Source organism: Amnibacterium soli, from assembly GCF_039544415.1.
Lineage (GTDB): Bacteria > Actinomycetota > Actinomycetes > Actinomycetales > Microbacteriaceae > Amnibacterium > Amnibacterium soli.
In genome coordinates this window covers 201,702-224,207 of sequence record NZ_BAABLP010000004.1, presented here as the reverse complement: position 1 = coordinate 224,207, position 22,506 = coordinate 201,702, and the positions used below count along the sequence as shown (strand labels likewise).

The following is a 22,506-nucleotide window of genomic DNA, read 5'->3' as shown; positions in this document are numbered from 1 at the left end:
AAGTTAAGGCGTAGCCTGGTGACATGAGCGACCCGGTCCGCACGCGCGCCCCGCGCAGCGACGCGGCGAAGAACCGCACGGCGCTGCTCGACGCCGCCCGGATCGAGCTGAACCGCGATCCCGACGCCTCCCTCGACACGATCGCGGCGGCTGCAGGGCTGAGCCGCCGGTCCGTCTACGGGCACTTCCCCTCCCGCGACGCGCTGATCGCCGAGCTGGCCGCGCTGGGCGCCGCCCGCGTGGCCGCCGCGGTCGACGCGATCCACGACGCGGACCCGGTGCTCGACCTCGCGCTGGTCGGCCGGCTCGTCTGGGACGACGTCGAGCACGTGCGCGCCATGACCTGGTCCGTCGTGCGCGGGCCGCTGCGCGAGCAGGTGCTGAGCGGCGCGCTCGGCCCGCTGCACGAGCGGATCGTGGCGGACGTCGAGGCCGCAGCCCGGAACGGCACCGGCCGCACCGACCTGCCGCCGCAGGTGGTGGCGCGGCTCGTCGAGGGCGCGGCCTTCGCGGTGCTCGACGAGAGCGTCCGCTCCCCGCTCGGCCGCGCCGAGGGGCGGCGGCTCGTCGTCCTGGCGGGCCTCGGCGCGCTGGGGCTCTCGTGGCGGGAGGCGCAGGACGTGCTCGCCCGCCACGCCGCACGACTGGTCGAGGAGGCCGCCCGATGACCCTGCTCGAGATCACGGACGCCCGCGTCGGGGAGGAACGCGTCCCCGCGCTCGCCCCGTTCAGCGCGCGGCTGGGCGAGCACGCCGCGGCCGTCGCGGTGGCGGAGGGCGACCGCGGCCCCATGCTCGCCTCGCTGATCGCCGCCGGCCGCCTCGTGCCCGACGGCGGCACCGTGCTGCTCGACGGCAGCGCCGACCCGGCGGCCCTGCGCCGCGCGGTCGCGCTCGTCGACACCCCCGTCGTCGCCGAGCCCGCCCCCTCCCTGCCCGTCCGCAGCGTGGTGCGGGAGGAGCTGCGGTTCGCCGGGCGACCGAGCCGGCGGCGGGACGCGGACGCGCTGCTCACCGCCCTGGACCTCGACCGGTGGACCCGCGCGCCGATCCTCGACCTGCCGCCCACGGACCGCATCCGGCTGCTGCTGGAGCTCGCGGCGCTGCGCGACGGCGTGCGCGCCCTCGTGCTCACCTCCCCCGAGCGGCACGGCGGCCACGCGCGGGAGTGGCGCCGCGTCGCCGAGGACCTCACCGCCCGCGGGCTGCCCGTGCTCGTGATCGGCGGCGCCGCCGTCCGCGAGTCCATCCCCTCCGCCTCCGAGAACGACCCGATCCGAGACCTGGCATGACGATCCTGACCCTGCTGCGCACGGAGCTGCGCCGCCTCACCTCGACGAAGCTCGGGGTGCTCGCCTTCGTGGCGCTGATGACGGTGCCGCTGCTCTACGGCGGCATGTACCTGTGGGGCAACCTCGACCCGTACGGCCGCTTCAGCAGCGTGCCCGCCGGCATCGTCGTCGCCGACACCGGCAGCACCGACGACGGCACGACCGTGAACCGCGGCCGGCAGGCGGCCGACGACCTCGTGAAGGACGGCTCGTTCGACTGGCACGTGCTGAGCGCCGCGGAGGCGCAGCGCGAGCTGCAGCACGGCGGCGTCGACTTCGTCGTCACCTTCCCGCGCGACTTCTCGAAAGACCTCGCCTCGGTCGGCACCACCGACCCCACGAAGGCGCAGCTGCGCCTGACGACGAACGACGCGAACAGCTACCTCTCCTCGACCATCGCGAAGCAGGTGACGACGGAGGTGCGCGACCGCATCGCGTCGCAGGTCGGCCGCACCGCCGCGAAGCGGTTCCTCGTGTCGCTGTCGACCATCCGCGGCGACCTCGCGAAGGCCGCCGACGGCGCCTCCTCCCTCGCCTCCGGCGCCGGGTCGGCCGAGTCGGGCGCGGAGCAGCTGGCCTCCGGCACGGCCACCCTCGCGTCCGGTGCTCGGTCCGCCGCGTCCGGTGCGGCGAGCGCCGCCTCCGGCGCGGACCGGCTCGCGGCCGGCGCCTCCTCCGCCTCGTCCGGGGCCGCGACGCTCGCCTCGGGCGCGAAGCGGACCGCGAGCGGCGCGTCCTCCCTCGCCTCCGGCCTGCACACGCTGGCGAGCAGCAGCGCGGCCCTGCCGTCCGGCGCCTCCTCGGTCGCCTCCGGCGCGAAGCAGGTGGCGTCCGGCAACGCGGCGCTGGCGTCGGCGCTGCGCCAGGCCGCGGGCTCGACCGCCGCCGGAACCGCGCTCGCGCAGCAGCTCGCCGCGGACGGCCTCTCGCCCGCGCAGATCCAGCGCGCCCTCGCCGTGCTGCAGCCGGGTCAGGCGGCGCTCGGACGGGCGGCGGCCTCCGCCGAGTCGCTCTCCTCCGGCGCCTCGTCCGTCGCCTCCGGCGCGAGCCGGGTGAGCACGGGCGCCGGGCAGGTCGCGGCGGCCGCGAAGCGCGCGGCGAGCGGCGCCGACCGGGTCGCGTCCGGCACGCGCTCCGTCGCCTCCGGTGCCTCGAGCCTCGCCAGCGGCACGAAGCAGGTGGCGTCCGGCGCCTCCTCCCTCGCCTCGGGCACCGACTCCCTCGCCGCGGGCACGAAGCGGCTCGCCTCGGGCGCCGCGTCGGCGGCCAGCGGCAGCAGCTCGCTCGCGAGCGGCACCGCGGAGCTCGCCTCCGGTGCCTCGTCGCTGCGCGACGGCCTGTCGAAGGGGGCGCACGCGATCCCGGCCACGACCGCCCAGCAGCGCACCGCCCAGGCGACGGCGCTCGGCGACCCGGTCGCCGTGCGGACCACGGACACCGCGAGCGCCGGCACGTACGGCGCGGGCCTGGCACCGCTGTTCCTCAGCCTGTCGGCGTGGATCGGCTCGTACGCCCTGTTCCTGATCCTGCGGCCGCTGTCGCGCCGGGCGATCACCGCCGTGCGGCAGCCGATCCGCGTGGCGCTGGCCGGCTGGCTCACGCCCGCGCTGCTCGGTGCCGCCCAGATGCTCGCGCTGTTCCTCATCGCGACCGGGCCGCTCGGCATCTCGATCGTCCACCCCGTCGCGACGATCGGGCTGCTGCTGCTCACCGCGGCCACCTTCGCGGCGATCCTGCTGCTGCTGAACGCCGCGCTCGGCAGCGTCGGGCAGTTCCTCGGCCTGATCCTGATGCTCGTGCAGCTCGTGACCGCGGGCGGCACCTTCCCGTGGCAGACGCTGCCCGGACCGCTCGCCGCCGTGCACCACGCGCTGCCGATGGCCTACGCCGTCGACGGGCTGCGGCAGGTCATGTACGGCGGCGACCTCGCCCTCGCCTGGGGCGACGCGGGCGTGCTCGCGATCTGGCTCGTCGCCGCGGTCGCCCTCACCTCCGCGGTGGCGGCCCGCATGACGCGGCACCGCACCCTGCGCGACCTGCAGCCGAGCCTCATCGGCGGTTGAGCCGTCCTGACGTTCACGGATCAGGGGAAGCGCTTCGTGATCCCCCTGATCCGTGAACGCCGTCAGCTTCCGTCGAGGACGTCGACGAGGCTGCCCTGCAGCCAGGTGAGCCAGGCGTAGACCATGCTGTGCGGCTGCGTCACGTCGTGCTGCAGCGCGTCCATGCCGACGCGCTCGGCGAGCGCGAGCCGCAGGTCGCCGAGCACCCGCAGCCAGACCACGGCGCCGTCCTCGTCGAGCCGGACCAGGCCGTTGGGCGCGGCCTCGAGGTCGGCGGCGACCCGGCGCGCCGTCTCCTGCTTCGCGGTCGCGAGGCGCTGGCGCGTCGCGGACGCCCACTGCGCCCCCGCCTCCGGGTCCTCCGGGTAGGCGTTCGGCAGCAGGCGGCGCAGCACGGCGTCCTCGTAGCCGGCCAGCTGGTCGGAGCGGTCCAGCGTCTCGTCGAGGCCGCGCAGCAGGTTGCCGATCATGCGGCGCTCGGCGGGCGTGAAGCGCCGCTCGATCCGGCCGTGCTTCCGACGGAACTCGCCCAGGATCCTCACGCCTCCACCTTCGCATCCCGGGCGGACGCAGGAACGCCCGCGGCACCGATCGGTGCCGCGGGCGTCCCGGTGGAGCGGTGGAGCTAGGACTGCAGGTTCTGCCGGGCCTCCTGGGCCTGGCCCTGCAGGTCGTCCTTGGCGCCGGCGGCCTGGTCCTGCACCGTGCCCCTGGCGTCCTGGGCGGTGCCCTTGACGTCCTGCGCGGCGGACGTGCCCTGCTCCTTGACCGTCGAGGCCGCGTCCTGCGCGGTGCCCTTCAGGTGCTGGGCGGCGTCCTGCGCCGGCTCCTTGAGGTGCTGGGCGACCTCCTGGCCGGCCTCCTTCGCCTTCTCCTTGACCTGACCGGCCAGGGGCGCTGCCTTCTCCTTCGCCGTCGAGGCGAGGTCCTGCTCGGCCTGCGAGGAGGGGAGGAGGCTGGACAGCAGCCAGCCCGCGCCGAACGCGATCAGGCCGACGACGACCGGGTGGCCCTTCGCCGACTGCACCGTGCTGGACGCGGCGCCGGAGACGCCGTCCGCCGCGGAGCCGGTGCCGCCGCGCACGCCGTCCTTGACCGAGCCGACCTTGTCCTGCGCGTCGTGCGCGACGCCCATGATGGACTCGCGGACGTCGGTCAGACGGCCGCGGACCTTCTCCTTCTGGCGCTCCGCGATCTGCTGCGGGCTCACCTTGTCGGCGAGGGCGTCGACGTCGGTCCCGAGGTTGGCTCGGGTCCGCTCGATCTCGGCGCGGATGGTGTCGGGGTCGCTCATGCTGTGCCTCCAGGCTTCAACGTTTCGGGGATCTCCTTGAGGGAGTCGACGGTCTGGGGCGCGCCCTGGATCGTCTTGAACTGCTTGCGTCCGCGCAGGAACAGCACGAGCGCGACGACGGCGTAGACCACCGTGACGGCGAGGGCCGACCACGCGTTGCCGATCAGGTACCCGAGCGCCCACCAGACGGTGATCGACAGGAACAGCAGTGCGAAGTAGCCCGCGACCGCGGCGCCGCCGAACATGCCGGCGCCCTTGCCCGCCTTCTTCGCCGAGTCGGTGAGCTCGGCCTTGGCCAGCTCCACCTCCTGCCGGAAGAGGGTGGACAGGTCACGCGTCACGCCGGCGAGCAGCTCGCCGAGGCCCGTGTTGGCCGCGCGCTCGGCCGCGGGGTCGGGATGACCCGCGGCGTGGGCGGAGCCCGAGGGGATGCTCATCGAACCCCACCGGTGGTGCCGAGGTCGCCCGTCTCGCCGTAGCCCGGTGCGGTGCCGTAGCCCGGCGTGGTCGGCTCGACGAAGGGGTCGTCGCCGACGTAGGCGCCCGGCGTGTAGCCGGTGCCGTAGTCGACGCCCCGCGTCGTGCCGTTCGGGAACGCGGTGCCGGCGCCGGAGGTGCCGAGGTGTCCGCTGTCGACGACGTCCGTCCCGGCCTCCGACTTCGCGTCGGCGACGAGCGCCTTCGTGAGGCGGGCGCCGACGATGCCGGCGGTCGCGGCCAGGGCGATGAAGAGGCCCGGTCGGCGTGCCGCGAACTGCTTGACCTCCTGCAGGACGTCGGCCGGCTCGCGCTGCTCGAGCCACGTGGCGACGCCGCTCGCGCGCTGGGAGAGGTTCTGCACCAGCTCGGTCGCGAGCCCGCTGTCGACGCTCTCGCCGCGGCCGAGCTTCGACAGGTCGGCGCCGAAGGTCTGCAGCGTCGAGGCCGCCTTGCTCTGCTGCGTCGAGGCCTGGCTCGAGAGCTCGCTCGTCGCCTGGCCGTACAGCTCGCGGGCCTGGCCGAGCGCGTCCTTCGCGACGCGGGAGGCCTGCTCCTTGGTGGTGCCGGCCACCTGGCCGGCGGCGTCCTTGGCGGCACCGGCGACCTGACCGGCCTGCTCCTTCGCGACGCCGGCGGTCTCCTTCGCCGTGTCCTTGGCCTGTGCTGCCGTCTGCTTCGCCTGGTCCTTGGCCTGATCCGTCTTCGAGCCGGACCCCGTCTCGTCGTCATCGGTCGGGTGCACCGCGGTCGCGGTCACCGTCTCGTCGAAGATGGGGGTCGTGGGCTGAACGGAGTCGTCGGTCGGATAACTGCTCATGGTTTTCCTTCTCGTCGTCCATCGGCGGCCGTAGCGGCCACAGGTCGAGCGGAGCACGCACCGACTGGGCGTTGCCCCCGTTTCCAGGGTGCACGCCGGGGACGCGCGGCCGCTTCCCAGAGTGCGGGAGGGGGGTTGACCCGACCCCCTCCGCTGTGCTGGAAGGCGGGTCAGGACTGCTGGAGCGTGGCCTGCAGTCCGTAGCCGTGCATGGCCTCGACGTGCCGCTCCATCTCCTCGCGGCTGCCCGATGCGACGGCCGCCCTGCCCTCGGTGTGCACCTGCAGCATCAGGCGCTCGGCCTTCGGCTTGGAGAACTCGAAGTAGGTCGTGAACACCCACGTCACGTAGGTCATCAGGTTCACGGGGTCGTCCCAGACGACGAGCGTCCAGGGCTTGCCGAGCAGCAGGTCCTGGTCGAGACGGATGTCCTCGAGCACGTCGGTCACGCGTCAAGCGTGCCACCGGTCGCGACCTCCGCGCTCGGAGGAGGACGAGCGGGTACTTCCGCGGGAGTACGGGCCCGCTTCCCGGGATGGCTACGGTCGGACGGTGACGCGAGCGGTCCCCGGGCACCGGTTCCGCCATCGCGCCGTGGTCGCGCTGGCGCTCTCCGCCGTGCTGGTCGGCGCGGTCGCCGGCAACCTCGCCCGGCTGGGCGACCCGGTCCGCGGCCTCGCCTACCTGCTCCTCGGCTGGTCCTCGGCGCTCGTCGTCGGGCTGCTCGCGCGCCGCGCGCCGGGCCCGGCCGTCGCCGTCGCGGCGGCGCTGTCCACCGCGGCCGCCGTGGTGCAGCCGGTGCCGCCCTTCGCGCTCCTCCCCTTCGCCGTCGCGATCGTGCTGGCCTTCGTCGGGGGCGCCGCGGTGTGGGCGCTCGTCGCCGTCGGTGCCGCCTACGCCGTCGCGCTGACCACCGTGTTCGTCAGCGACTCCCCGCCCCAGGCCGTGCGCGGGTTCGGGACCATGGCGATCCTGCTCGTCGCACTCGGCTCCGGGGCGTTCCTCCGCTCCCGCCGGGCGCGCGAGGAGGAGGAGGCCCGGCTGCAGGTGCAGCGGCAGCGGACCGCCATCGAGCAGGAGCGGCTGCGCATCGCGAGAGAGCTGCACGACGTGCTCGCCCACTCCCTCTCCTCCATCACCGTGCAGGCCGGCGTCGGGCTGCACCTGGCTCCCGGCCGCCCCGAGGCCGCCACCGAGGCGCTCGAGACGATCCGCACCGCCAGCCGCGAGGCGCTCGACGAGGTGCGGAGCGTGCTGGGCGTCCTCCGCGGCGACGAGGACGCGCCGCTGGCGCCCGGCCCCGACCTCGACGCGCTGCCGCTGCTCGTGGAGGACGTGCGGCGCACGGGCGCCCGCGTCGTCCTGGACGACCGCCTCCAGCCCCGCCCGAGCCGGCCCGTGCAGCTCGCCGTGTACCGGGTCGTGCAGGAGGCGCTGACGAACGCGCGGCGGCACGCGCCGGGTGCAGCCGTCGAGGTCGCCCTCGCCCGCGACGGCTCGGTCGTCACCGCGTCGGTGCGGGATCGACGCCCCCGAGCGGAGCCGCCGCCGCTCGTCGCCGGCAACGGGATCACGGGCATGCGGGAGCGGGCGGCATCGCTCGGCGGCTCGCTCGAGGTGACGGCGCACGACGACGGCGTCGAGGTGGCGCTCAAGGTGCCGACGACGGAGGGGACCGCATGATCCGGGTGCTGCTCGCGGACGACCAGGCGCTGATCCGCGCGGGATTCGCCGCCCTCGTCGACGCCGAGGCGGACATGACCGTCGTGGGGCAGGCGAGCACGGGCCGGGAGGCGGTCGCGCTCGCCCGCCGGAGCCGCCCCGACGTGGTGCTGATGGACGTGCGGATGCCCGACGGCGACGGCCTGCAGGCGACGCGCGAGATCGTCGGCACCGCGGGCCTCGAGCGGTGCCGCGTCGTGGTGGTGACGACCTTCGAGCTCGACGAGTACGTCGCCGAGGCCGTGCGGGCCGGTGCCAGCGGGTTCCTGGTGAAGGACACGGAGCCCGCCGAGCTGCTGCGCGCGGTCCGCGTCGCGGCGGCGGGCGACGCGCTGCTCAGCCCCGGCCCCACCCGGCGCCTCCTCGCCCGCGTCGCCGGCGGGCTGCGCCGCGCGGAGGCCCCGGAGCGCCTCGCGGTGCTGACGGACCGCGAGCGCGAGGTGCTCGTGCTCGTCGCCGGCGGCCTGACGAACGAGGAGATCGCGGAGCGCCTGTTCCTCAGCCCGCTGACCGCGAAGACGCACGTGTCCCGCGTGATGGGGAAGCTGGGCGCGCGCGACCGGGTGCAGCTGGTCGTGCTCGCGTACGAGACGGGGCTCGTCGCGCCGGGCTGGCAGCCCTAGGCCTGCTGCCCAGGGAGCAGCGCGAGTGCCTCCCGAGGGCGGACGCGCCGCGGACACGATTGGCGGAGTGTGGGAGCACGGTCCGACCGGATCCGTTCGACCCCGACCTTGGAGGCATCGTGCTCACCGCACTCGCCGCTGCTGCGCCCTGGACCGACCCGAACCGCTTCGGCGGCCCCGGCCCCGGCTTCCCGTTCTTCTTCCTGATCCCGCTGCTCTGGCTCGCCGCGTTCGTCGCGCTGGCCCTGCTGTTCCGCCGGGGCGCCCGCCGCCGCTGGGAGGCGTACGGCGGTCCCGCCTCCGGCCCGAACCGCTCCCCCGAGGCGACGCTCTCCGAGCGGTTCGCGAACGGCGAGATCGACGAGATCGAGTACCGCGCCCGCCTCGAGGTGCTGCGCGCGAACCGCCCCCAGCGGCGCTGACCCGCGATGGTGCTCCGGATCCCTGCCGCGCCGACGTCGACGGCGCGGCAGGGATCCGGAGCACGTCACGACGGGGCCCAGCGGCGGACCCACTCGTGCATGACGATCGCGGCCGCCGCGGACGCGTTGATGGAGCGGGTGGAGCCGAACTGGCGGATCTCCACCACGGCGTCCGCGCCCGCGAGCGCCTCCGCGGTCAGGCCCGGCCCCTCCTGCCCGAAGAGCAGCAGGCAGGCCTCGGGCAGGTCGAACGACTCGATCGGCACCGACCCGGGCACGTTGTCCACCGCGACGACGGGCAGCCCGCGCTCGCGGGCCCACGCGAGCAGCCCCGCGACGTCGTCGTGGTGCACCACGTGCTGGTAGCGGTCGGTGACCATCGCGCCGCGCCGGTTCCAGCGGCGCCGCCCGACGATGTGCACGGTCTCGGCCAGGAAGGCGTTCGCGGTGCGGACGATCGACCCGATGTTGAGGTCGTGCTGCCAGTTCTCGATCGCCACGGAGAAGGGGTGCCGGCGCCGGTCCAGGTCGGCGACGATCGCCTCCATCCGCCAGTAGCGGTAGCGGTCGACCACGTTCCGGGCGTCGCCCCGCGCGAGCAGCTCGGGGTCGTACCGCGGGTCCGTCGGCCGCTCCCCCTCCCACGGGCCCACGCCGACGGACGCGCGCTCGACCTCGGGGACCGCTGCGGCGCGACGGGGCGTCGGCTCGTGCTCCGGAGGGGGCGGGGCGACGATGTAGCCGCCGGCCAGGTCGCCGTACACGGTCAGGGCGCCCGGCCGCTGCTCCCACAGCCAGGCGAGGTGCGCGCAGAAGACCGCGTCGACCTCGTCCTCGAGCACGTCGAGGTGCACGAGCCGCTCCGCGGCCGCGAAGCGCTCGCGGATGGACGCCCAGGCGTCGCTGCGCCGTAGGGCCAGCACCTCGATCGACTCGAGCAGCGCCAGGAGGCGCTCGAAGGCCGCTCGACGGTCCGCGAACGCGCCCTTCTTGTACGGCAGCACGCGGCCGAGCCGGAACAGGCCGACCATGCCCGGATGGGGGTACACCTCCAGGCAGAGGGGCTCCTGCTCGGTGCCGCGGTGCGCGGGATCGATCGACCAGCAGTGCCGCTCCGCGAGGCGCAGCCCCCGCGGCGGGTCCATCCAGGGCCGCGACCGGTTGGTCGGGTGCGCGCCCGCGTCGAAGCGGGCCCAGGCCTGCCCGAGCAGCCGCTCCGCCTCCCGACGGCCGGTCGCGTTCGGCACGATCAGCGGCGCGTCGACGCCGACGACCACCGCCGGGCCGTGCTCCGCCAGCCAGCCGTCGATCTCCGCGTCCGCCCGCACGCTCGTGGAGGCGACGAGGGCGCCCGTCGGATCGAGCGCGGCGAGCCCGGTGCGGCCGTTGGCGCCCCAGGCGAGGTCGATCCCGATGAACACCCGCGCAACGCTAGGCGGCGGGACGGACCCCGGTCACTGCACGGCGGAGGTCAGCCGCGCGACGCCGTCGACGAAGGCGTGCACCGGGCCGCGGCGCTCCCATCGCTCGAGCGTCAGCTCCTTCGACCGCGAGCGGTACTCGTCCTCCACCGCCTGCAGCTGCTTCGAGAACGAGCGCCCGGACACCAGCATCATGACCTCGAGGTCGAGCTGGAACGACCGGATGTCCATGTTCGACGAGCCCACGACCGAGACGTGGTCGTCGACCGACATGTGCTTCGCGTGCAGGATCGTCGGCGCCGCGTACTCGTGGATCCGCACCCCCGCCTCCAGCAGCTCCCGGTAGTAGGAGTGCTGCGCGTGGAACACGAGGAACTGGTCGCCGATCTCGCCGACGAACAGCTCGACGGCGACCCCGCGGCGTGCGGCGGTGAGGATCGCGCCGAGCAGGGACTCGTCGGGCACGAAGTACGGGCTCGTGATCGAGACGCGGTGCTCCGCCGCGTAGAGCAGGGAGTTGAACAGCGCCAGGTTGTTCTCGCTGTCGAACGCCGGCCCGGACGGAGCGATCTGCGCGAGCAGCGTCCTCGCGTCCTCGTCGTCCGCGGCCGCCTCCACGGCGGTGCTGCCGGGGATCTCGTCGGTCTCGCTGAACCAGTCGGTGTCGAAGAGCGCGTCGATCTCCTGCACCACCGGGCCCTCGACGCGCGCCATCAGGTCCCGCCAGCGGAGGTGGCGCCTGCGGCTGCTCCAGGTCTCGTAGCCCGGGTCGATCATGTTCAGCGAGCCGACGAAGCCGATCCGGCCGTCGATCACCATGAGCTTGCGGTGGTTGCGGAGGTCGGGCCGCTGGTACCGCCCGCGCAGGGGCTGCACGGGCAGCATCAGCCGCCACTCCGCACCGATCCGCGTGAGCTCCTTGCGGGCCCGCCGGAAGCCGGGGTACTTCAGCGAGCCGAGGTGGTCCACGAGCACCCGCACGGCCACCCCGCGGGCGACCGCCCGTTCCATCGCCGCGAAGAACGGCCGCGTGGTCGCGTCGAGCGCCAGGATGTAGAACTCGACGTGCGCGGTCCGCTCGGCGGCGTCGACCGCCTCGACCAGCGCGGCGAGCTGCTCCTCGAAGTGCGGCAGCAGGAGCGCGCTGTTGCCGTCGACGAGCGGCATCGCGCCCGACTCGCGGTTCAGCCGGGCGATCGGCGCGAGCCAGCGCGGCGCCCCGTGCGTGTGGGCGACCTGTTCGACCGCGCGGGAGCGGTCCTCGATGCGCTCGTTCATCGACCGCTGCCGGTCGCGACGGCGCTTCGGCAGCTTCGGCGACCCGATGACCGCGAAGAGCACCAGGCCGATGAACGGCAGCACGACGATCAGGAGGATCCAGGCGAGCGCCGACGACGGCCGGCGGTTCGGCGGCGCGACGGCCAGCGCCACGAGCAGCAGCGCGACCTCCAGCACGACCACCGCGGCCGCGGGCAGGACGCCGGAGAGCCAGTCGAGCACGGTGCATTATTTCGGGAACGGCGCGGTGCGTGCACCCCCGCCGCGTACCGTGCACGGTGTGAGCAGGCGCTTCGCCGGGGTGGACGCGGCCCGCGGGCTGGCGATCCTCGGCATGCTCTGGGCGCACACGGCCGCCGACGGCACCCGGCAGTCGCTCGCGGACGGCCGCTCCTCCGTGCTCTTCGCGACGCTGCTCGGCTGCTCCGTCGGCCTCATCACCGGCGGTGCACGACCGCGACGGGGCGCGGACCGGCGGGAAGCGGTCGCCTCCGTCGCCCTCCGGGGGCTCGCGCTGATCGTGCTCGGGCTGATGCTGTGGACCCTCGGCACCCCGGTCGCGGTGGTGCTCGACACCTACGGCGCGCTGCTGCTCGTGCTGCTGCCGATCGTCTTCGCGCCGACCGCGGTGATCGCCGCCGTCGGCGTCGTGGCCGCGCTCGCCGGGCCGCTCGTCGTGCAGGCCGTCGGGGAGGACCTGAGCACGCCGTTCTCGCCGCAGCGCCTCCCCTCCCTGCTCGGCGAGTGGTTCGTCACGGGCTACTACCCGGGCGTCGTGTTCGCCGCGTACCTGTGCGCGGGGCTGGTCGTCGCCCGCGCGGACCTGGCGCGGCGCGCGACGCTCGTCGCCATGCTCGGCGGCGGGGCCGCGGCGAGCGCGCTCGGCTACGGAGGCGCCGCCCTGCTCGGCCTCGACGCCTCCGCGCACGCGAACTCGACGGCGGAGGTGCTCGGCTCGGGCGGGCTCGCGATCGCGGTGGTCGGCGGCCTCGAGCTGCTCTGCACCGCGGAGGCGACCGCCCGGCCCGCGCGCACGGTGCTCGCACCGCTGGTGGCGGCGGGCCGGATGCCGCTGACGATCTACACGGCGCAGCTGATCGTGCTGACCGTCTGGCTCGCGACGCCCGCCGCGGGGACCCCGCCGTGGATCGAGTCCTGGGCGCTGCTCGGCGGCCTCGCCCTCGCCTCGGTCGTCGCCGCGATGATCTGGCAGCGGTTCGTCGGCAAGGGCCCGCTCGAGCGGGTGCTCACGCGGCTGACGACGTTCCCGGCACGGCGGGCCTGATCGGGCGGCACCGGTTCGGGGCGTCGCCCTGCGGCCCGGCGGGTCCTAGCCTGAGGCCGTGCCCGGAACCCGCGCCGACGTCGACTGCTGGCTCACCGACATGGACGGCGTGCTCGTCCATGAGAACCAGGCCATCCCCGGCGCAGCCCAGCTGATCCAGCAGTGGACCGACCAGGGCAAGCCCTTCCTCGTGCTCACCAACAACTCGATCTTCACGCCGCGCGACCTCGCCGCCCGTCTCCGCGCGTCCGGCCTGTCCGTGCCGGAGGAGTCGATCTGGACCTCCGCGATGGCGACGGCCGACTTCCTCGCCTCCCAGATCCCCGGAGGCAGCGCCTTCGTGATCGGCGAGGCCGGGCTGACCACCGCCCTGCACGAGGCGGGCTACATCCTCACGGACACCGCCCCCGACTACGTCGTGGTGGGCGAGACGCGCAGCTACTCCTTCGAGGCGATCACCAAGGCGATCCGGCTGATCGGCGGCGGAGCGCGCTTCATCGTGACCAACCCCGACGCGACGGGCCCGTCGAACGAGGGGCCGCTGCCCGCGACCGGCGCCGTCGCCGCGCTGATCGAGCGGGCGACCGGCAAGTCCCCGTACGTGGTCGGGAAGCCGAACCCGATGATGTTCCGCTCCGCGATGAACCGCATCGGTGCGCACAGCGAGAACACCGCGATGATCGGCGACCGGATGGACACCGACGTGGTCGCCGGCATCGAGGCGGGGCTGCACACGATCCTCGTGATGACCGGCATCGCCGACCCCGCCGAGATCGAGCGCTACCCGTTCCGCCCGGACGAGGTGCTCTCCTCCGTCGCCGACCTGATCGACCCGCAGCCGACGCTCACCACCGGCGCCGAGGACTGACCGCCCGCCTCCGGCCGAGCACGACGGCAGGACGAAGGACGTTCAGCAGGACGGAGCGGCCTCTCCTGTCCTGCTGACGTCGTCCCGTCCTGCCGACGTGCTCGGAGGGCGGGTCAGACGAGCACGCGCACGTGGCCGACCTCCGCGCCGCCGCCGAGCACCGCGAGCGCGGGGTCGGCGAGGAACGCGTCCGCGCCGGCGCGGTCGACCGCGCCGACGCCGGCCAGCAGCGACACGGCGACCGCCGCCGCGGCGCGGTGGGCGCCGTCCAGCACCTTGACCGCGGTCGCCGTGCCGTCCGGCGCGATCGCGCACCACACGCCCTCGGCGCCCGACTTGGCGAAGACGCCGAGCGCGGCGACCGCCCGGGTCGTCGCGGTGCCCTCGCCCTCGATCAGCTCGGGATCCGACCGCACGGCGGCGAGCAGCGCCGGCTCCGCGGCGCCGAGGGAGGCGTAGCCCCGCGCGAGCGCGACGAGCGGCACCGCCCAGACGGGACCGCCGCAGCCGTCGGTGCCCGGGTGGAGGGGGTCCGCGCCGCTGTGCTCGTGCAGCACCTCGACGGCCAGGGCGTGCACGGGGCTCGACGGGTCCAGGTAGTCCGCGACGGGCCGGCCGAGGGCCAGGGAGGCGGCGATCATGCCGGCGTGGTTGCCGGAGCAGTTCATGGCGATGCGGCTCGGGCCCTCGCCCCGCCGCACGGCCTCCTCCATCGCCGTCCGCGACGACGGCCATGCGGGCGGGGTCCGCAGGTCCTCCTCCGAGGCGCCCGCACCCTCGAGCACCGTCCGCACGGCGTCCACGTGCCGCGGGCTGCCGACGTGGCTCGAGGTGACGATCGCGAGCCCCGTCGCGTCGAGCCGCACGCCCGCCCGCAGCGCGGCGACCGTCTGGAACGGCTTCAGGGCGCTGCGCGGGTAGACGAGCGCGTCGGCGTCCCCGGAGGCGGTGAGCACCCGGCCGCGCGGATCGACGACGACCGCGGCGCCGAGGTGCTGGGACTCGGGGAAGCCGCTGCGCTCGAGGGTCGCCAGCGGCACCGCCCCCGCGCTGCTCAGGGCGCTCATGCCTGCACCGGCATGCTCAGGCGAGGCCGAGGTCCGCGAGGTCGAGCGCAGCCAGGTAGCGGTACCCGGCGCCCTCGATGACCTCGCGCGCGCCGGTGCTGCGGTCGACGACGACGGCCACGGCCGCGATCTCCGCCCCGGCCTTCTCGAGCGCCTCGATCGCCTTCAGGGGGGAGCCGCCGGTGGTCGAGGTGTCCTCGACCACGATCACGCGCCTGCCCGCGACCTCCGGGCCCTCGACCTGCCGGCCGCGGCCGTGGTCCTTGGGCTCCTTGCGCACCACGAAGGCGTCGAGCGCGCTGCCGCGCGCGGCGCCCTGGTGCAGGATCGACGTCGCGATCGGGTCCGCGCCCATCGTCAGGCCGCCGACCGCGGCGACGTCGGGCACCTCGGCGATCAGGTCGAGCATCACCTGGCCGATCAGCGGGGCGACCCGGTGGTCGAGGCTCACCTTGCGGAGGTCGACGTAGAACGTCGCCTTCTTGCCGCTCGTGAGGGTGAAATCGCCGTGGAACACGGCGTCGGCCTTGATGTGGTCGATCAGCTGATCGCGGGCGCTGGGCACGGTCCCCCATCGTATGCAGCGGTGCCCGGCGGCCGGAACGCCGGATGCACGTGGATCGCGCTCCTCAGCGCAGCGCGTCGACGAAGGCGCGACGCGCGGGACGCGCCTCCGGGATCGGCAGGAGGGGGAAGTTGTGGAGCAGCCCCTCCCCCACCAGCACGCGGACGGGGCTCGGGCACCGCTCCTCCAGCCGCAGCGCGTCGCGGTGCAGCACGTCGCGGGTGCCGCTGGCGACGACGATCGGGCCGAGCCCCGTCAGGTCGCCGAGCAGGGGGCTGACGAAGGGGTGCTCCATGGGAAGCGCACCGCGGTACAGGTCGGCCGCGTGACGGAGGCCGGGCGCCGCCAGCCACGGGTCGCGGGGCGCGGTCCAGGGCTCGGGCACCCGGCCGTCGAGCCACGGGGCGCTCAGCAGCAGCGGGACCGGGTGCCCGTCGACCGCGAGCAGCTGCGCCGCGGCGAGCGCCATGCCGCCGCCCGCGGAGTCGCCGAGGAGCGCGACCGGTCCCTCCTCCGCGAGCGCGCTCGTGAGGCGCGCGACGTGCGGCACCGCTTCGGCCGCGGTGCCCTCGGGGGCGAGCCGGTAGAGGGGCACCACCACGGTGCGGCGGCTCGCGAGCGCGATCGCGCGCCAGAACGACCAGTGCTGCGGCTCGGGCCCGAAGACGTAGGCGCCGCCGTGCAGGGCGACCACGGCACCGGAGGCGCGGGGCGGCACGAGCCGGACGACGGGCCAGCCGTCGTCCTCTGTCCTCGCGACGACGACGCCCGGCGAGGGCGTCGGCGCCGTCGCGGGCCAGGGCGCTCGGCGGGCGATCGCCTCTTCGACCGCCTCCGGCGAGCGCCAGGTCCGCCCTCGGCCGCTCAGCGTGATGAAGGCCCGCACCGCGTCGTGTCGCACGCTCATCGGCCGCGCCCTCCTCCCGCGGAATCCTCCGCTGCGATGGGTAGCGTTGCATCCCGTGCGGATCGCCACCTGGAACGTCAACTCCGTCCGGCTCGCGTCGGCCGCGTGACCGACTGGCTGCAGCGCGCGGACATCGACGTCCTCGCCATGCAGGAGATCAAGTGCAAGGACGCCCAGTTCCCGCACCAGGCGTTCGAGGACGCCGGCTACGAGGTCGTCACCCACGGGCTGTCGCAGTGGAACGGCGTCGCCTTCGCGAGCCGCATCGGCCTCGACGACGTGCAGCGCGACTTCCCCGGCATGCCCGGCTTCGGCAAGCCGCTGGACGACGGCGGCCTGCCGCTCGAGGCGCGGGCGATGGCCGTGACGGTGGGTGAGGGCATCCGGCTGTGGAGCCTCTACGTGCCGAACGGCCGCGAGCTCGACAACCCGCACTACCCCTACAAGCTCGAGTGGCTGAGCGCGCTCGCGGACGTCGCGCAGGGCTGGCTGGCGGACCACGAGGGCGAGCCGCTGGCGATGATGGGCGACTGGAACATCGCGCCGCTCGACAGCGACGTGTGGGACCGCTCGGTGTTCGAGGGCTCGACCCACGTCTCCGAGCCCGAGCGCGACGCGTTCCGGCGGTTCGAGCGGCTCGGCATGGCGGACGTCGTGCGCCCCCTGGTGCCGACCGGCTACACCTACTGGGACTACAAGCAGCTGCGCTTCCCCCGCAACGAGGGCATGCGCATCGACTTCGTGCTCGGCTCCCCCGCGTTCCAGGAGCTGGTGTCGTCCGCCTCCATCGAGCGGAACGAGCGCAAGGGCGAGGCCCCGAGCGACCACGTGCCCGTGGTCGTGGAGGTCGACGCGGACTCGCCGCTCGACGACGACCGGCCGATGATCTTCTGATGGCCGAGGCGCCGTACCGGATCATGACCGTCTGCACCGGCAACATCTGCCGCTCCCCCATCGCGGAGGTGGTGCTGCAGGACCGCTTCGCCGCGGCGGGCCTCGGCGACCGGGTCGTCGTGGACTCCGGCGGGATCTCCTCGGAGGAGCTCGGCAACCCGATCGACCCGCGCGCGGCCCAGGTGCTGCGGGAGGCGGGCTACGCCGTGCCGCGCCGGACCGCGCACCAGGTCACCGGGCGCGACATCGCCGAGCGCGACCTGCTGCTGCCGATGACCGCGCAGCACGCGCGACGCCTCCGCACGCAGGCGCCGACCGATGCGGACGCGGCGAAGGTGCGCATGTACCGGTCGTTCGACCCGGCCGCGCCGTCGCTCGCGGTGGTCGACGAGTCCGCGCTCGACGTCGAGGACCCCTGGTACGGCGGCCATGACGACTTCGTCGCCACACTGGAGCAGGTGGAGGCCGCGGCCGACGAGATCGTCGCGCACGTGCGCGAGGAGCTCGCCGGCCGCTGAACCTCCGTCTCGCAGGACGGAGGTCCCTGCAGGACGGAACGGGCCGTCAGCGCGCGGCGCGGGCCAGGTCGCTGAGGCGGTCGAAGTCCGGTCCGGAGGTCGGCACGTCGATCCGGAAGACCTCCTTGACCGCCTGCAGCCAGCCGTGCACGAAGTACGTCCAGCCGTCCTCGGCGCGGACGCCGCGGGAGCCCTCCTGGCGGATCGCGGTCTCGAGGAACCGGAGGTCGCCGCGGTAGTTGAGGTCCCAGGCGATCGCGTCCTGCGGCAGCAGCGCGTCCTCGCCGATCGGGGAGCCCGGCAGGTCCTTGCCGAGGCCGGTCGCGTTCACGACCAGGGAACCGGCGGGCTGCGCGGCCAGCACGGCGTCCGTCTCGTCGGCGGACGCCACCTGCACGAGCTCGAGCGGCACGTCGGGCCCGACCTCGCGGGCGATGGCGGCCAGGTGCTCCAGGCGCTCGGCGCTGCGGTCCGTGACGACGAGGGTGCCCGGGCGGTCCTCGCCGAGCTCGCGGCGCACCAGGCACCAGGTCAGCGCGGTGCCCGCTCCACCCGCTCCGAGCACGACGGCGCCGGCACCGGTCGACCAGTGCCCGGTCGGCACGATCGCGTCGAGCGCGAGCGCCCCCGCCACCGGGTCCTTCGCGAAGCCGGTCAGGCCGCCGTCCTCGTCCTTCGTCACGCAGCTCACCTCGCCCATGAGCGTGGCGAGGGGGCGGAGGTGCGTGAACAGGTCGCGCGCGGCCGTGCCGACGCCGATCTTGTGGCTCGTGATCTGCATGCCGACGCCGAGGGCGTCGTCCCGCAGGAACTCGACGATCCGGCGGGTGTGGTCGGCGGGCGCGCCGACGGGCAGGTCGATGCCGCGCAGCACCGCGTCGCCGAGCCCGAGCTCGGCGGCCCAGCTCGGGAAGACGCGCTGGATGGAGGACGAGCCCGTGGAGACGCCGAGGAAGTAGATCGTCGGCTGCTCGGCGGGCACGAGGGTGTCCGGGGTCAGCACCGGCAGCGGTGCCGCAGCGGGGACGTCGATCGCGGTCATGGGACCTCCTAGGTGGAGCGCGGGTCGCCGCGTCAGCGTAGGTGAACCCGGTAGCCGATCAGGGTCTTCCCAGATGTCGGGGTCGGGCCGGGATCACGGCACGAGCAGCAGCGAGACGACCAGCAGCACGGGCACCGCGGCGATCGTCGTGATGAGCCCGGTGTCCCGGGCGATCGGGATCCCGGTGCCGTAGCGGCTGGCGAAGTTCAGCACGTTCTGGGCCGTCGGCAGGCCCGCCAGCACCACGGAGGCGTGCAGCTCGGCGGCCGGGAGGTGGAGCACGAGGGCGCCGACGGCCCATGCCACGAGCGGCATGCCGATCGCCTTGAGGAACGACGCGAGCAGCACGTCGACGCGCCCCTCCCCCGCCGCGAGCGGCCGCGCACCGAAGAGCGACAGCCCGAACGCGCTGAGCATGAGGGGCACGGACGCGCCGCCGAGCAGGCGCAGGGGCTCGAGGACCAGCGCGGGCACCCGCAGGTGCGCGAGTGCCACGACGGTGCCGAGCACGGAGGCGATGATCAGCGGGTTCCGCAGGGAGGTGAGCACCGTGCCGGCGACGCTGCGCCGTCCCTCGTGGGTGGCCGCGTCGAGGATCACCAGCGCGGTGGGCGCGAGGACCATCAGCTGCAGCAGGATGATCGGCGCGGTGTATGCGGCGTTCCCGAGCAGGTAGACCGCGACGGGCAGCCCGATGTTGTTGCCGTTGACGTAGCCCGACGACAGCGCGCCGACGGTGAGCGGACCGAGCGGCCGGTGCCAGACCAGGCGGGCGACGAGCACGTAGACGCCGGCCACCGACAGCGCGGAGATCGCGGCGACCAGCAGGATCGGGGAGAACAGCACCGCGGTGTCCGCGGTCGCGATCACGGTGAAGAGCAGGCACGGCGCCGCGACGAAGAACACGAAGCGGTTCAGGACGAGCTGCGCGCCGGGGCCGAGCAGGTCGAAGCGCCCGAGGAGGTAGCCCACGAGCACGATCACCCCGATGACCGCGAACCCCTGGAGCACACCCGCCACGGGTCGAGTCTGCCGGTGACGCCCGGGCCGTTCCTCCTGGAACGGCCCGGGCGGCGTGCTCAGACGGCGACGGGCTCGGTCACCCGGTGCTGGACCGCCTGCGCCTCGGCCTCCGGAGCCGCGATGCCGCGCGGTGCGCGTCCGGCGGGCAGCAGCAGCGCGAGCAGCGCGCCCAGCGCGACCGCCGCCGCGCCCACCAGGACGGCCGGCTGCGCCGCTGCGGCGAAGCCGGAGGGGGTGAGGGTGCCGTTCGCGCCCGTGAAGACGGCCGTGAGCACCGCGGTGCCGAGGGCCACGCCGATCTCGCGCAGCGTGGAGTTGGTGCCGTTCGCCTTCGCGTGGTCGGCGGGCGCGACGGATGCGAGCACCGCGTTCGAGAGCGGCGAGAACGTGAGCCCCATGCCGATGCCGGCAGCGATGTAGGCGGGCAGCTGCTCGCCGTAGGTCGCCGCACCGGGCAGGATCACGCCGAGGTAGGCGATGCCGCCGGCGAGCAGGCTCGCCCGCGAGCGGGGCGTGCACCTGTCCCTGCTGCAGGCCTTCGTGCAGGGGGCGGACCCGGTCGTGGGCACCGCCGCGCGGGCCGGCTACCTGGAGATCTGGCGGATGCTGCGCGACGAGGCGGGGCTGAGCACGGAGCAGGCCCGCGACTTCCTCGGGCAGGGGATGCTCATCAGCGTCCTGCTCGCCGTCGACATGCCCGTCCTCGACGGACTCGAGCCCGACGCGCACGCACTGCTGCAGGCCGCGTGCGGCGACAAGCTGACCGAGCTGCTCGAGTCCGCCTGACGGAGCCCGGGACCCCGTTCGGGTTCCCGCGGGACGACGCACTCCCCGTTCCGCCGGTCGGTCGGCCCTGCGGGACGGGGAGTGCGGACGTCGTCCGCTCAGCGGACGAGCGCGAAGCCGCCCTTCGGCAGCGCGACCCGGCCGGCACGGACCGTCACCGGATCGAGGGAGGACCCGTCGGCGCGGTACCGCTCGACGCGGGCGCCTCGGTCGACCGCGACGGTGCCGCCGCGGCCGGAGTCGACGAGCAGCGTCGGCCCTCCGTCGAAGGCCACCCGCTGCACCGCGGGCCGGACGAGCAGCGCGTCGATCCGCACCGCTCCGCCGAGCGCTCGGACGGTGAGCACGTCCCCCCGCACAGCGCCGATCGTCTGCGGCGCGAGCGCTCCGGAGGTCGGCGTGATCCCCCTCGCGCCGACCGTCGAGGTGAGGGTGCGCCGGACGCCGCCGCCCCTCCAGCGCGAGACCGGCGGGGTCGCGGTGCCGCGCTCGACCTGCTGCACGACGGCCTCGACCTCGTGGAGGCCCGCGCCGAGGTGGAAGGTCGCCGACTGTCCCTTCCGCAGCAGCAGGCCCTTGCCGCTCCACGCGGACTCCGCCGTGGAGGCCGGGTCCGGGGTGAACACGGCACCCGTCGTCGACGCGCCCTCCGCCTCGATCACGCGCAGCCCGTCGCGGGCGCCGAGCCCCCGGATCGCGGTGGCCGCCCGTGCGACGGACGGGTGCGCGTCGAGCGCGAGCATGGTGAGGAGGCCGTGGATCGTGCTCTCGGCGCCGCTGTTCCGGTTGACCGTCCCGTCGGCCTGCACCCCGTCGAAGGTGACGCCCGTCGCGGGGTCGTAGACCGGCGAGCCGCTCGCGTTCGCGCCGAAGAACCACGAGGCCTGGAGCGCGGCGAGCGCACGCACGCCGCGGGAGCGGGTCCGGTCCGCCACGGCGAGGAGGCCCTGCACCCGGGAGTCGACGCCGTAGGCGATCTGCGTCCGGTCGCTCGGCGTCGGGCCGAGCAGGTCGTCGGCGCCGCCCGCGGCCAGCAGGTCCGGCTCGAACCCGGCGGTGTCGCGGACGGCGGACCGCAGCAGCGATGGCCGGTGCAGCGCGGACGAGGCGGCCGCGAGGGCGGCGCTCGTCTGCGACGCCCACGCGTGCCAGCTCGTCCTCGAGGCGGCGGAGGGGAGGATCGCGCCGTACGGCCAGGAAGCGGTCTGCGGGGTGGTGGCCGCGAGTCGTTCGATCGACCCCGCGAGCGCGGTGAGCGCCCGACGGGGCGCCGCGTCGTGCGGTGCCGCCTTCGAGTAGGCGGCCAGGCCGAGGACCGCCTCCGCGCTGGCGCCCGCGTCGTCGACGATCAGGCGACCGGGGACGCCGACGCCGTCGGCGGTCTCGGTCGCGGCCCCCGTGCGCAGGGTCTCGCGGTCGAGCGCGCGGACGGCCAGCCGGAGCCGGCCCTGGAGGAAGCGGGCGAAGCCGGGATCGCGGTCGCGGAAGGCCGCGTACCCCTCCCCGTACGCCCAGACGGTGCGCGCGAGCCAGTAGCTCGGACCGGAGTCGCTCGGATCGGGCAGCTCGACCGGGTCGGCGCTCGGGTTCAGCGTGCCGTCCGGCTGCATCCAGAGCACGGGGTTCCCCGCGTGCGGACCGGTCGTGGTCTGGAAGACCGCGAGACCGCGCAGCACGGCCTCCGCGCGCTCGCGGCTCGCCGCCCTGCCGGTCTGCCGCCAGTCGCGGACGTAGACGACGGCCGCCCGGGCGACGTCGTCCGTGTTGAAGGCCCCCTGCCCGTAGGTGTTCGTCGCGGCGTCGTAGGTCCCGCCGCCGACCCGGCGGTAGGACCCGTCGGCGTTCCGGTCCGCGTAGGTCCAGGGCAGCTCGACGGCCGCCGAGCCGTACGTGCTGTGCCCCGGGACGGCCGGCGGCCGCACCTCCTGCAGCAGGAGGTCGAGGTGGGCGGTGTTCGTCAGCCGCGCCGGGGCGGCCGGCGGCGGCGCGGCGTCGGCGGGTGCGGCGACGAGCGCCGTGGCGAGCAGAGCGCCGGCGGACGCCGTCGCGAGCAGATGCTTCAACACGCGTGAACTCCTTCGTTCGGGTGCTTCGCGGATCC

The 22,506-nt window shown here is 74.9% G+C and carries 24 protein-coding genes and 2 pseudogenes; 11 read left to right on the top strand and 15 right to left on the bottom strand.

The genetic code is table 11. From position 1 onward, the window contains the following. The first annotated feature begins 23 nt into the window (after positions 1 to 23). From ABEA53_RS10570 to ABEA53_RS10560, 3 genes are read left to right on the top strand one after another with little or no spacing between them, the layout of a single operon-like run. Positions 24 to 668, top strand: a complete 645-nt coding sequence (locus ABEA53_RS10570) for a TetR/AcrR family transcriptional regulator (protein ID WP_345481114.1) — start codon at positions 24 to 26, stop codon at positions 666 to 668. Beyond that, entirely contained in the window at positions 665 to 1,291 is a 627-nt protein-coding gene (locus tag ABEA53_RS10565; RefSeq protein WP_345481113.1) for a hypothetical protein, read from the top strand. The genes ABEA53_RS10570 and ABEA53_RS10565 overlap by 4 nt, the downstream gene beginning before the upstream one ends. Further along, the gene (locus ABEA53_RS10560; RefSeq protein WP_345481112.1) at positions 1,288 to 3,393 is read left to right on the top strand and encodes a YhgE/Pip domain-containing protein; all 2,106 of its coding nucleotides are present in this window, start codon (positions 1,288 to 1,290) and stop codon (positions 3,391 to 3,393) included. The genes ABEA53_RS10565 and ABEA53_RS10560 overlap by 4 nt, the downstream gene beginning before the upstream one ends. A 62-nt stretch (positions 3,394 to 3,455) precedes the next feature. Here ABEA53_RS10560 and ABEA53_RS10555 read toward each other — a convergent pair whose 3' ends face one another. From ABEA53_RS10555 to clpS, 5 genes are all read right to left on the bottom strand, one after another. Then, the gene (locus tag ABEA53_RS10555) at positions 3,456 to 3,935 is read right to left on the bottom strand and encodes a DUF2017 family protein (protein ID WP_345481110.1); all 480 of its coding nucleotides are present in this window, start codon (positions 3,933 to 3,935) and stop codon (positions 3,456 to 3,458) included. A gap of 83 nt (positions 3,936 to 4,018) precedes the next feature. Further along, positions 4,019 to 4,687, bottom strand: a complete 669-nt coding sequence (locus ABEA53_RS10550) for a DUF3618 domain-containing protein (RefSeq protein ID WP_345481109.1) — start codon at positions 4,685 to 4,687, stop codon at positions 4,019 to 4,021. Continuing rightward, positions 4,684 to 5,124 (bottom strand): phage holin family protein, encoded by a 441-nt coding sequence (locus tag ABEA53_RS10545; RefSeq protein WP_345481107.1) that lies wholly within the window; start codon positions 5,122 to 5,124, stop codon positions 4,684 to 4,686. The genes ABEA53_RS10550 and ABEA53_RS10545 overlap by 4 nt, the downstream gene beginning before the upstream one ends. Further along, a complete protein-coding gene (locus ABEA53_RS10540) occupies positions 5,121 to 5,984 on the bottom strand; it encodes a hypothetical protein (RefSeq protein WP_345481105.1) in 864 nt (287 codons plus the stop codon). The genes ABEA53_RS10545 and ABEA53_RS10540 overlap by 4 nt, the downstream gene beginning before the upstream one ends. Before the next feature lie 170 nt (positions 5,985 to 6,154). Next, a complete protein-coding gene (clpS, locus tag ABEA53_RS10535; protein WP_345481104.1) occupies positions 6,155 to 6,433 on the bottom strand; it encodes an ATP-dependent Clp protease adapter ClpS in 279 nt (92 codons plus the stop codon). A 103-nt stretch (positions 6,434 to 6,536) separates the two neighbouring features. Here clpS and ABEA53_RS10530 point away from each other — a divergent pair, with 103 nt between their 5' ends. The 3 genes from ABEA53_RS10530 (at position 6,537) to ABEA53_RS10520 (ending at position 8,751) form a co-directional block, all read left to right on the top strand. Next, positions 6,537 to 7,667: a sensor histidine kinase gene (locus ABEA53_RS10530; protein WP_345481103.1), complete on the top strand. Its 1,131-nt coding sequence runs from the start codon at positions 6,537 to 6,539 to the stop codon at positions 7,665 to 7,667. Continuing rightward, positions 7,664 to 8,329 carry a response regulator gene (locus ABEA53_RS10525; RefSeq protein WP_345481102.1) on the top strand — a complete coding sequence of 222 codons (666 nt, stop codon included), beginning with the start codon at positions 7,664 to 7,666 and terminating at the stop codon, positions 8,327 to 8,329. Before ABEA53_RS10530 ends, ABEA53_RS10525 begins: the two co-directional genes overlap by 4 nt. Before the next feature lie 119 nt (positions 8,330 to 8,448). Next, entirely contained in the window at positions 8,449 to 8,751 is a 303-nt protein-coding gene (locus ABEA53_RS10520) for an SHOCT domain-containing protein (RefSeq protein WP_345481100.1), read from the top strand. Between the two features lie 65 nt (positions 8,752 to 8,816). Here ABEA53_RS10520 and ABEA53_RS10515 read toward each other — a convergent pair whose 3' ends face one another. From ABEA53_RS10515 to cls, 3 genes and pseudogenes are all read right to left on the bottom strand, one after another. Continuing rightward, positions 8,817 to 9,404: a TrmH family RNA methyltransferase gene (locus ABEA53_RS10515; protein WP_345481485.1), complete on the bottom strand. Its 588-nt coding sequence runs from the start codon at positions 9,402 to 9,404 to the stop codon at positions 8,817 to 8,819. Positions 9,405 to 9,518: 114 nt separating this feature from the next. Continuing rightward, positions 9,519 to 10,172 (bottom strand): annotated as a pseudogene (locus tag ABEA53_RS10510) (DUF429 domain-containing protein); the annotation flags it as partial. A 33-nt stretch (positions 10,173 to 10,205) separates the two neighbouring features. Then, positions 10,206 to 11,672, bottom strand: coding sequence for a cardiolipin synthase (gene cls, locus ABEA53_RS10505; protein ID WP_345481098.1), 1,467 nt, complete (start codon positions 11,670 to 11,672; stop codon positions 10,206 to 10,208). Between the two features lie 58 nt (positions 11,673 to 11,730). Here cls and ABEA53_RS10500 point away from each other — a divergent pair, with 58 nt between their 5' ends. Both ABEA53_RS10500 and ABEA53_RS10495 read left to right on the top strand, forming a co-directional pair. Further along, the gene (locus tag ABEA53_RS10500) at positions 11,731 to 12,735 is read left to right on the top strand and encodes a DUF418 domain-containing protein (RefSeq protein ID WP_345481096.1); all 1,005 of its coding nucleotides are present in this window, start codon (positions 11,731 to 11,733) and stop codon (positions 12,733 to 12,735) included. Positions 12,736 to 12,835: 100 nt separating this feature from the next. After that, positions 12,836 to 13,603: an HAD-IIA family hydrolase gene (locus ABEA53_RS10495; protein WP_345481483.1), complete on the top strand. Its 768-nt coding sequence runs from the start codon at positions 12,836 to 12,838 to the stop codon at positions 13,601 to 13,603. Positions 13,604 to 13,716: 113 nt separating this feature from the next. Here the strand turns inward: ABEA53_RS10495 and ABEA53_RS10490 are convergent, their stop codons facing one another. From ABEA53_RS10490 to ABEA53_RS10480, 3 genes are all read right to left on the bottom strand, one after another. Further along, positions 13,717 to 14,670, bottom strand: a complete 954-nt coding sequence (locus tag ABEA53_RS10490) for an asparaginase (protein ID WP_345481095.1) — start codon at positions 14,668 to 14,670, stop codon at positions 13,717 to 13,719. Between the two features lie 16 nt (positions 14,671 to 14,686). Further along, positions 14,687 to 15,235, bottom strand: a complete 549-nt coding sequence (gene pyrE / locus ABEA53_RS10485; protein WP_345481093.1) for an orotate phosphoribosyltransferase — start codon at positions 15,233 to 15,235, stop codon at positions 14,687 to 14,689. 64 nt (positions 15,236 to 15,299) lie between these two features. Then, complete coding sequence (locus tag ABEA53_RS10480) at positions 15,300 to 16,142, bottom strand: alpha/beta hydrolase fold domain-containing protein (protein WP_345481092.1); 843 nt, start codon at positions 16,140 to 16,142, stop codon at positions 15,300 to 15,302. A 55-nt stretch (positions 16,143 to 16,197) separates the two neighbouring features. On the opposite strand from ABEA53_RS10480, the pseudogene ABEA53_RS10475 reads away from it, so the two are divergent. Next, positions 16,198 to 17,036: pseudogene (locus ABEA53_RS10475) on the top strand (exodeoxyribonuclease III). Continuing rightward, on the top strand, positions 17,036 to 17,554 hold the full coding sequence (locus ABEA53_RS10470) for a low molecular weight protein-tyrosine-phosphatase (protein WP_345481091.1): 519 nt from the start codon (positions 17,036 to 17,038) through the stop codon (positions 17,552 to 17,554). Before ABEA53_RS10475 ends, ABEA53_RS10470 begins: the two are co-directional and overlap by 1 nt. A gap of 46 nt (positions 17,555 to 17,600) precedes the next feature. Here ABEA53_RS10470 and ABEA53_RS10465 read toward each other — a convergent pair whose 3' ends face one another. From ABEA53_RS10465 to ABEA53_RS10455, 3 genes are all read right to left on the bottom strand, one after another. Beyond that, the gene (locus ABEA53_RS10465; protein ID WP_345481090.1) at positions 17,601 to 18,596 is read right to left on the bottom strand and encodes a shikimate dehydrogenase family protein; all 996 of its coding nucleotides are present in this window, start codon (positions 18,594 to 18,596) and stop codon (positions 17,601 to 17,603) included. Positions 18,597 to 18,689: 93 nt separating this feature from the next. Continuing rightward, a complete protein-coding gene (locus ABEA53_RS10460) occupies positions 18,690 to 19,616 on the bottom strand; it encodes an AEC family transporter (RefSeq protein WP_345481089.1) in 927 nt (308 codons plus the stop codon). Positions 19,617 to 19,675: 59 nt separating this feature from the next. Beyond that, on the bottom strand, positions 19,676 to 20,083 hold the full coding sequence (locus tag ABEA53_RS10455; protein WP_345481088.1) for an MFS transporter: 408 nt from the start codon (positions 20,081 to 20,083) through the stop codon (positions 19,676 to 19,678). Positions 20,084 to 20,096: 13 nt separating this feature from the next. On the opposite strand from ABEA53_RS10455, the gene ABEA53_RS10450 reads away from it, so the two are divergent. Beyond that, complete coding sequence (locus tag ABEA53_RS10450; protein ID WP_345481087.1) at positions 20,097 to 20,405, top strand: hypothetical protein; 309 nt, start codon at positions 20,097 to 20,099, stop codon at positions 20,403 to 20,405. Positions 20,406 to 20,503: 98 nt separating this feature from the next. On the opposite strand, the gene ABEA53_RS10445 is transcribed toward ABEA53_RS10450, so the two are convergent. Beyond that, the gene (locus ABEA53_RS10445) at positions 20,504 to 22,471 is read right to left on the bottom strand and encodes a hypothetical protein (RefSeq protein ID WP_345481086.1); all 1,968 of its coding nucleotides are present in this window, start codon (positions 22,469 to 22,471) and stop codon (positions 20,504 to 20,506) included. Positions 22,472 to 22,506 lie beyond the last annotated feature (35 nt).

Excerpts from the sequence above, each read along its gene's own strand:
- ABEA53_RS10570 (WP_345481114.1), top strand. The coding sequence starts at position 24 with ATGAGCGACCCGGTCCGCACGCGCGCCCCGCGCAGCGACGCGGCGAAG.
- ABEA53_RS10565 (WP_345481113.1), top strand. The coding sequence starts at position 665 with ATGACCCTGCTCGAGATCACGGACGCCCGCGTCGGGGAGGAACGCGTC.
- ABEA53_RS10560 (WP_345481112.1), top strand. The coding sequence starts at position 1,288 with ATGACGATCCTGACCCTGCTGCGCACGGAGCTGCGCCGCCTCACCTCG.
- ABEA53_RS10550 (WP_345481109.1), bottom strand. The coding sequence starts at position 4,687 with ATGAGCGACCCCGACACCATCCGCGCCGAGATCGAGCGGACCCGAGCC.
- ABEA53_RS10545 (WP_345481107.1), bottom strand. The coding sequence starts at position 5,124 with ATGAGCATCCCCTCGGGCTCCGCCCACGCCGCGGGTCATCCCGACCCC.
- ABEA53_RS10540 (WP_345481105.1), bottom strand. The coding sequence starts at position 5,984 with ATGAGCAGTTATCCGACCGACGACTCCGTTCAGCCCACGACCCCCATC.
- ABEA53_RS10525 (WP_345481102.1), top strand. The coding sequence starts at position 7,664 with ATGATCCGGGTGCTGCTCGCGGACGACCAGGCGCTGATCCGCGCGGGA.
- ABEA53_RS10495 (WP_345481483.1), top strand. The coding sequence starts at position 12,836 with ATGGACGGCGTGCTCGTCCATGAGAACCAGGCCATCCCCGGCGCAGCC.
- ABEA53_RS10490 (WP_345481095.1), bottom strand. The coding sequence starts at position 14,670 with ATGAGCGCCCTGAGCAGCGCGGGGGCGGTGCCGCTGGCGACCCTCGAG.
- ABEA53_RS10480 (WP_345481092.1), bottom strand. The coding sequence starts at position 16,142 with ATGAGCGTGCGACACGACGCGGTGCGGGCCTTCATCACGCTGAGCGGC.
- ABEA53_RS10470 (WP_345481091.1), top strand. The coding sequence starts at position 17,036 with ATGGCCGAGGCGCCGTACCGGATCATGACCGTCTGCACCGGCAACATC.
- ABEA53_RS10465 (WP_345481090.1), bottom strand. The coding sequence starts at position 18,596 with ATGACCGCGATCGACGTCCCCGCTGCGGCACCGCTGCCGGTGCTGACC.
- ABEA53_RS10450 (WP_345481087.1), top strand. The coding sequence starts at position 20,097 with ATGCCGCCGGCGAGCAGGCTCGCCCGCGAGCGGGGCGTGCACCTGTCC.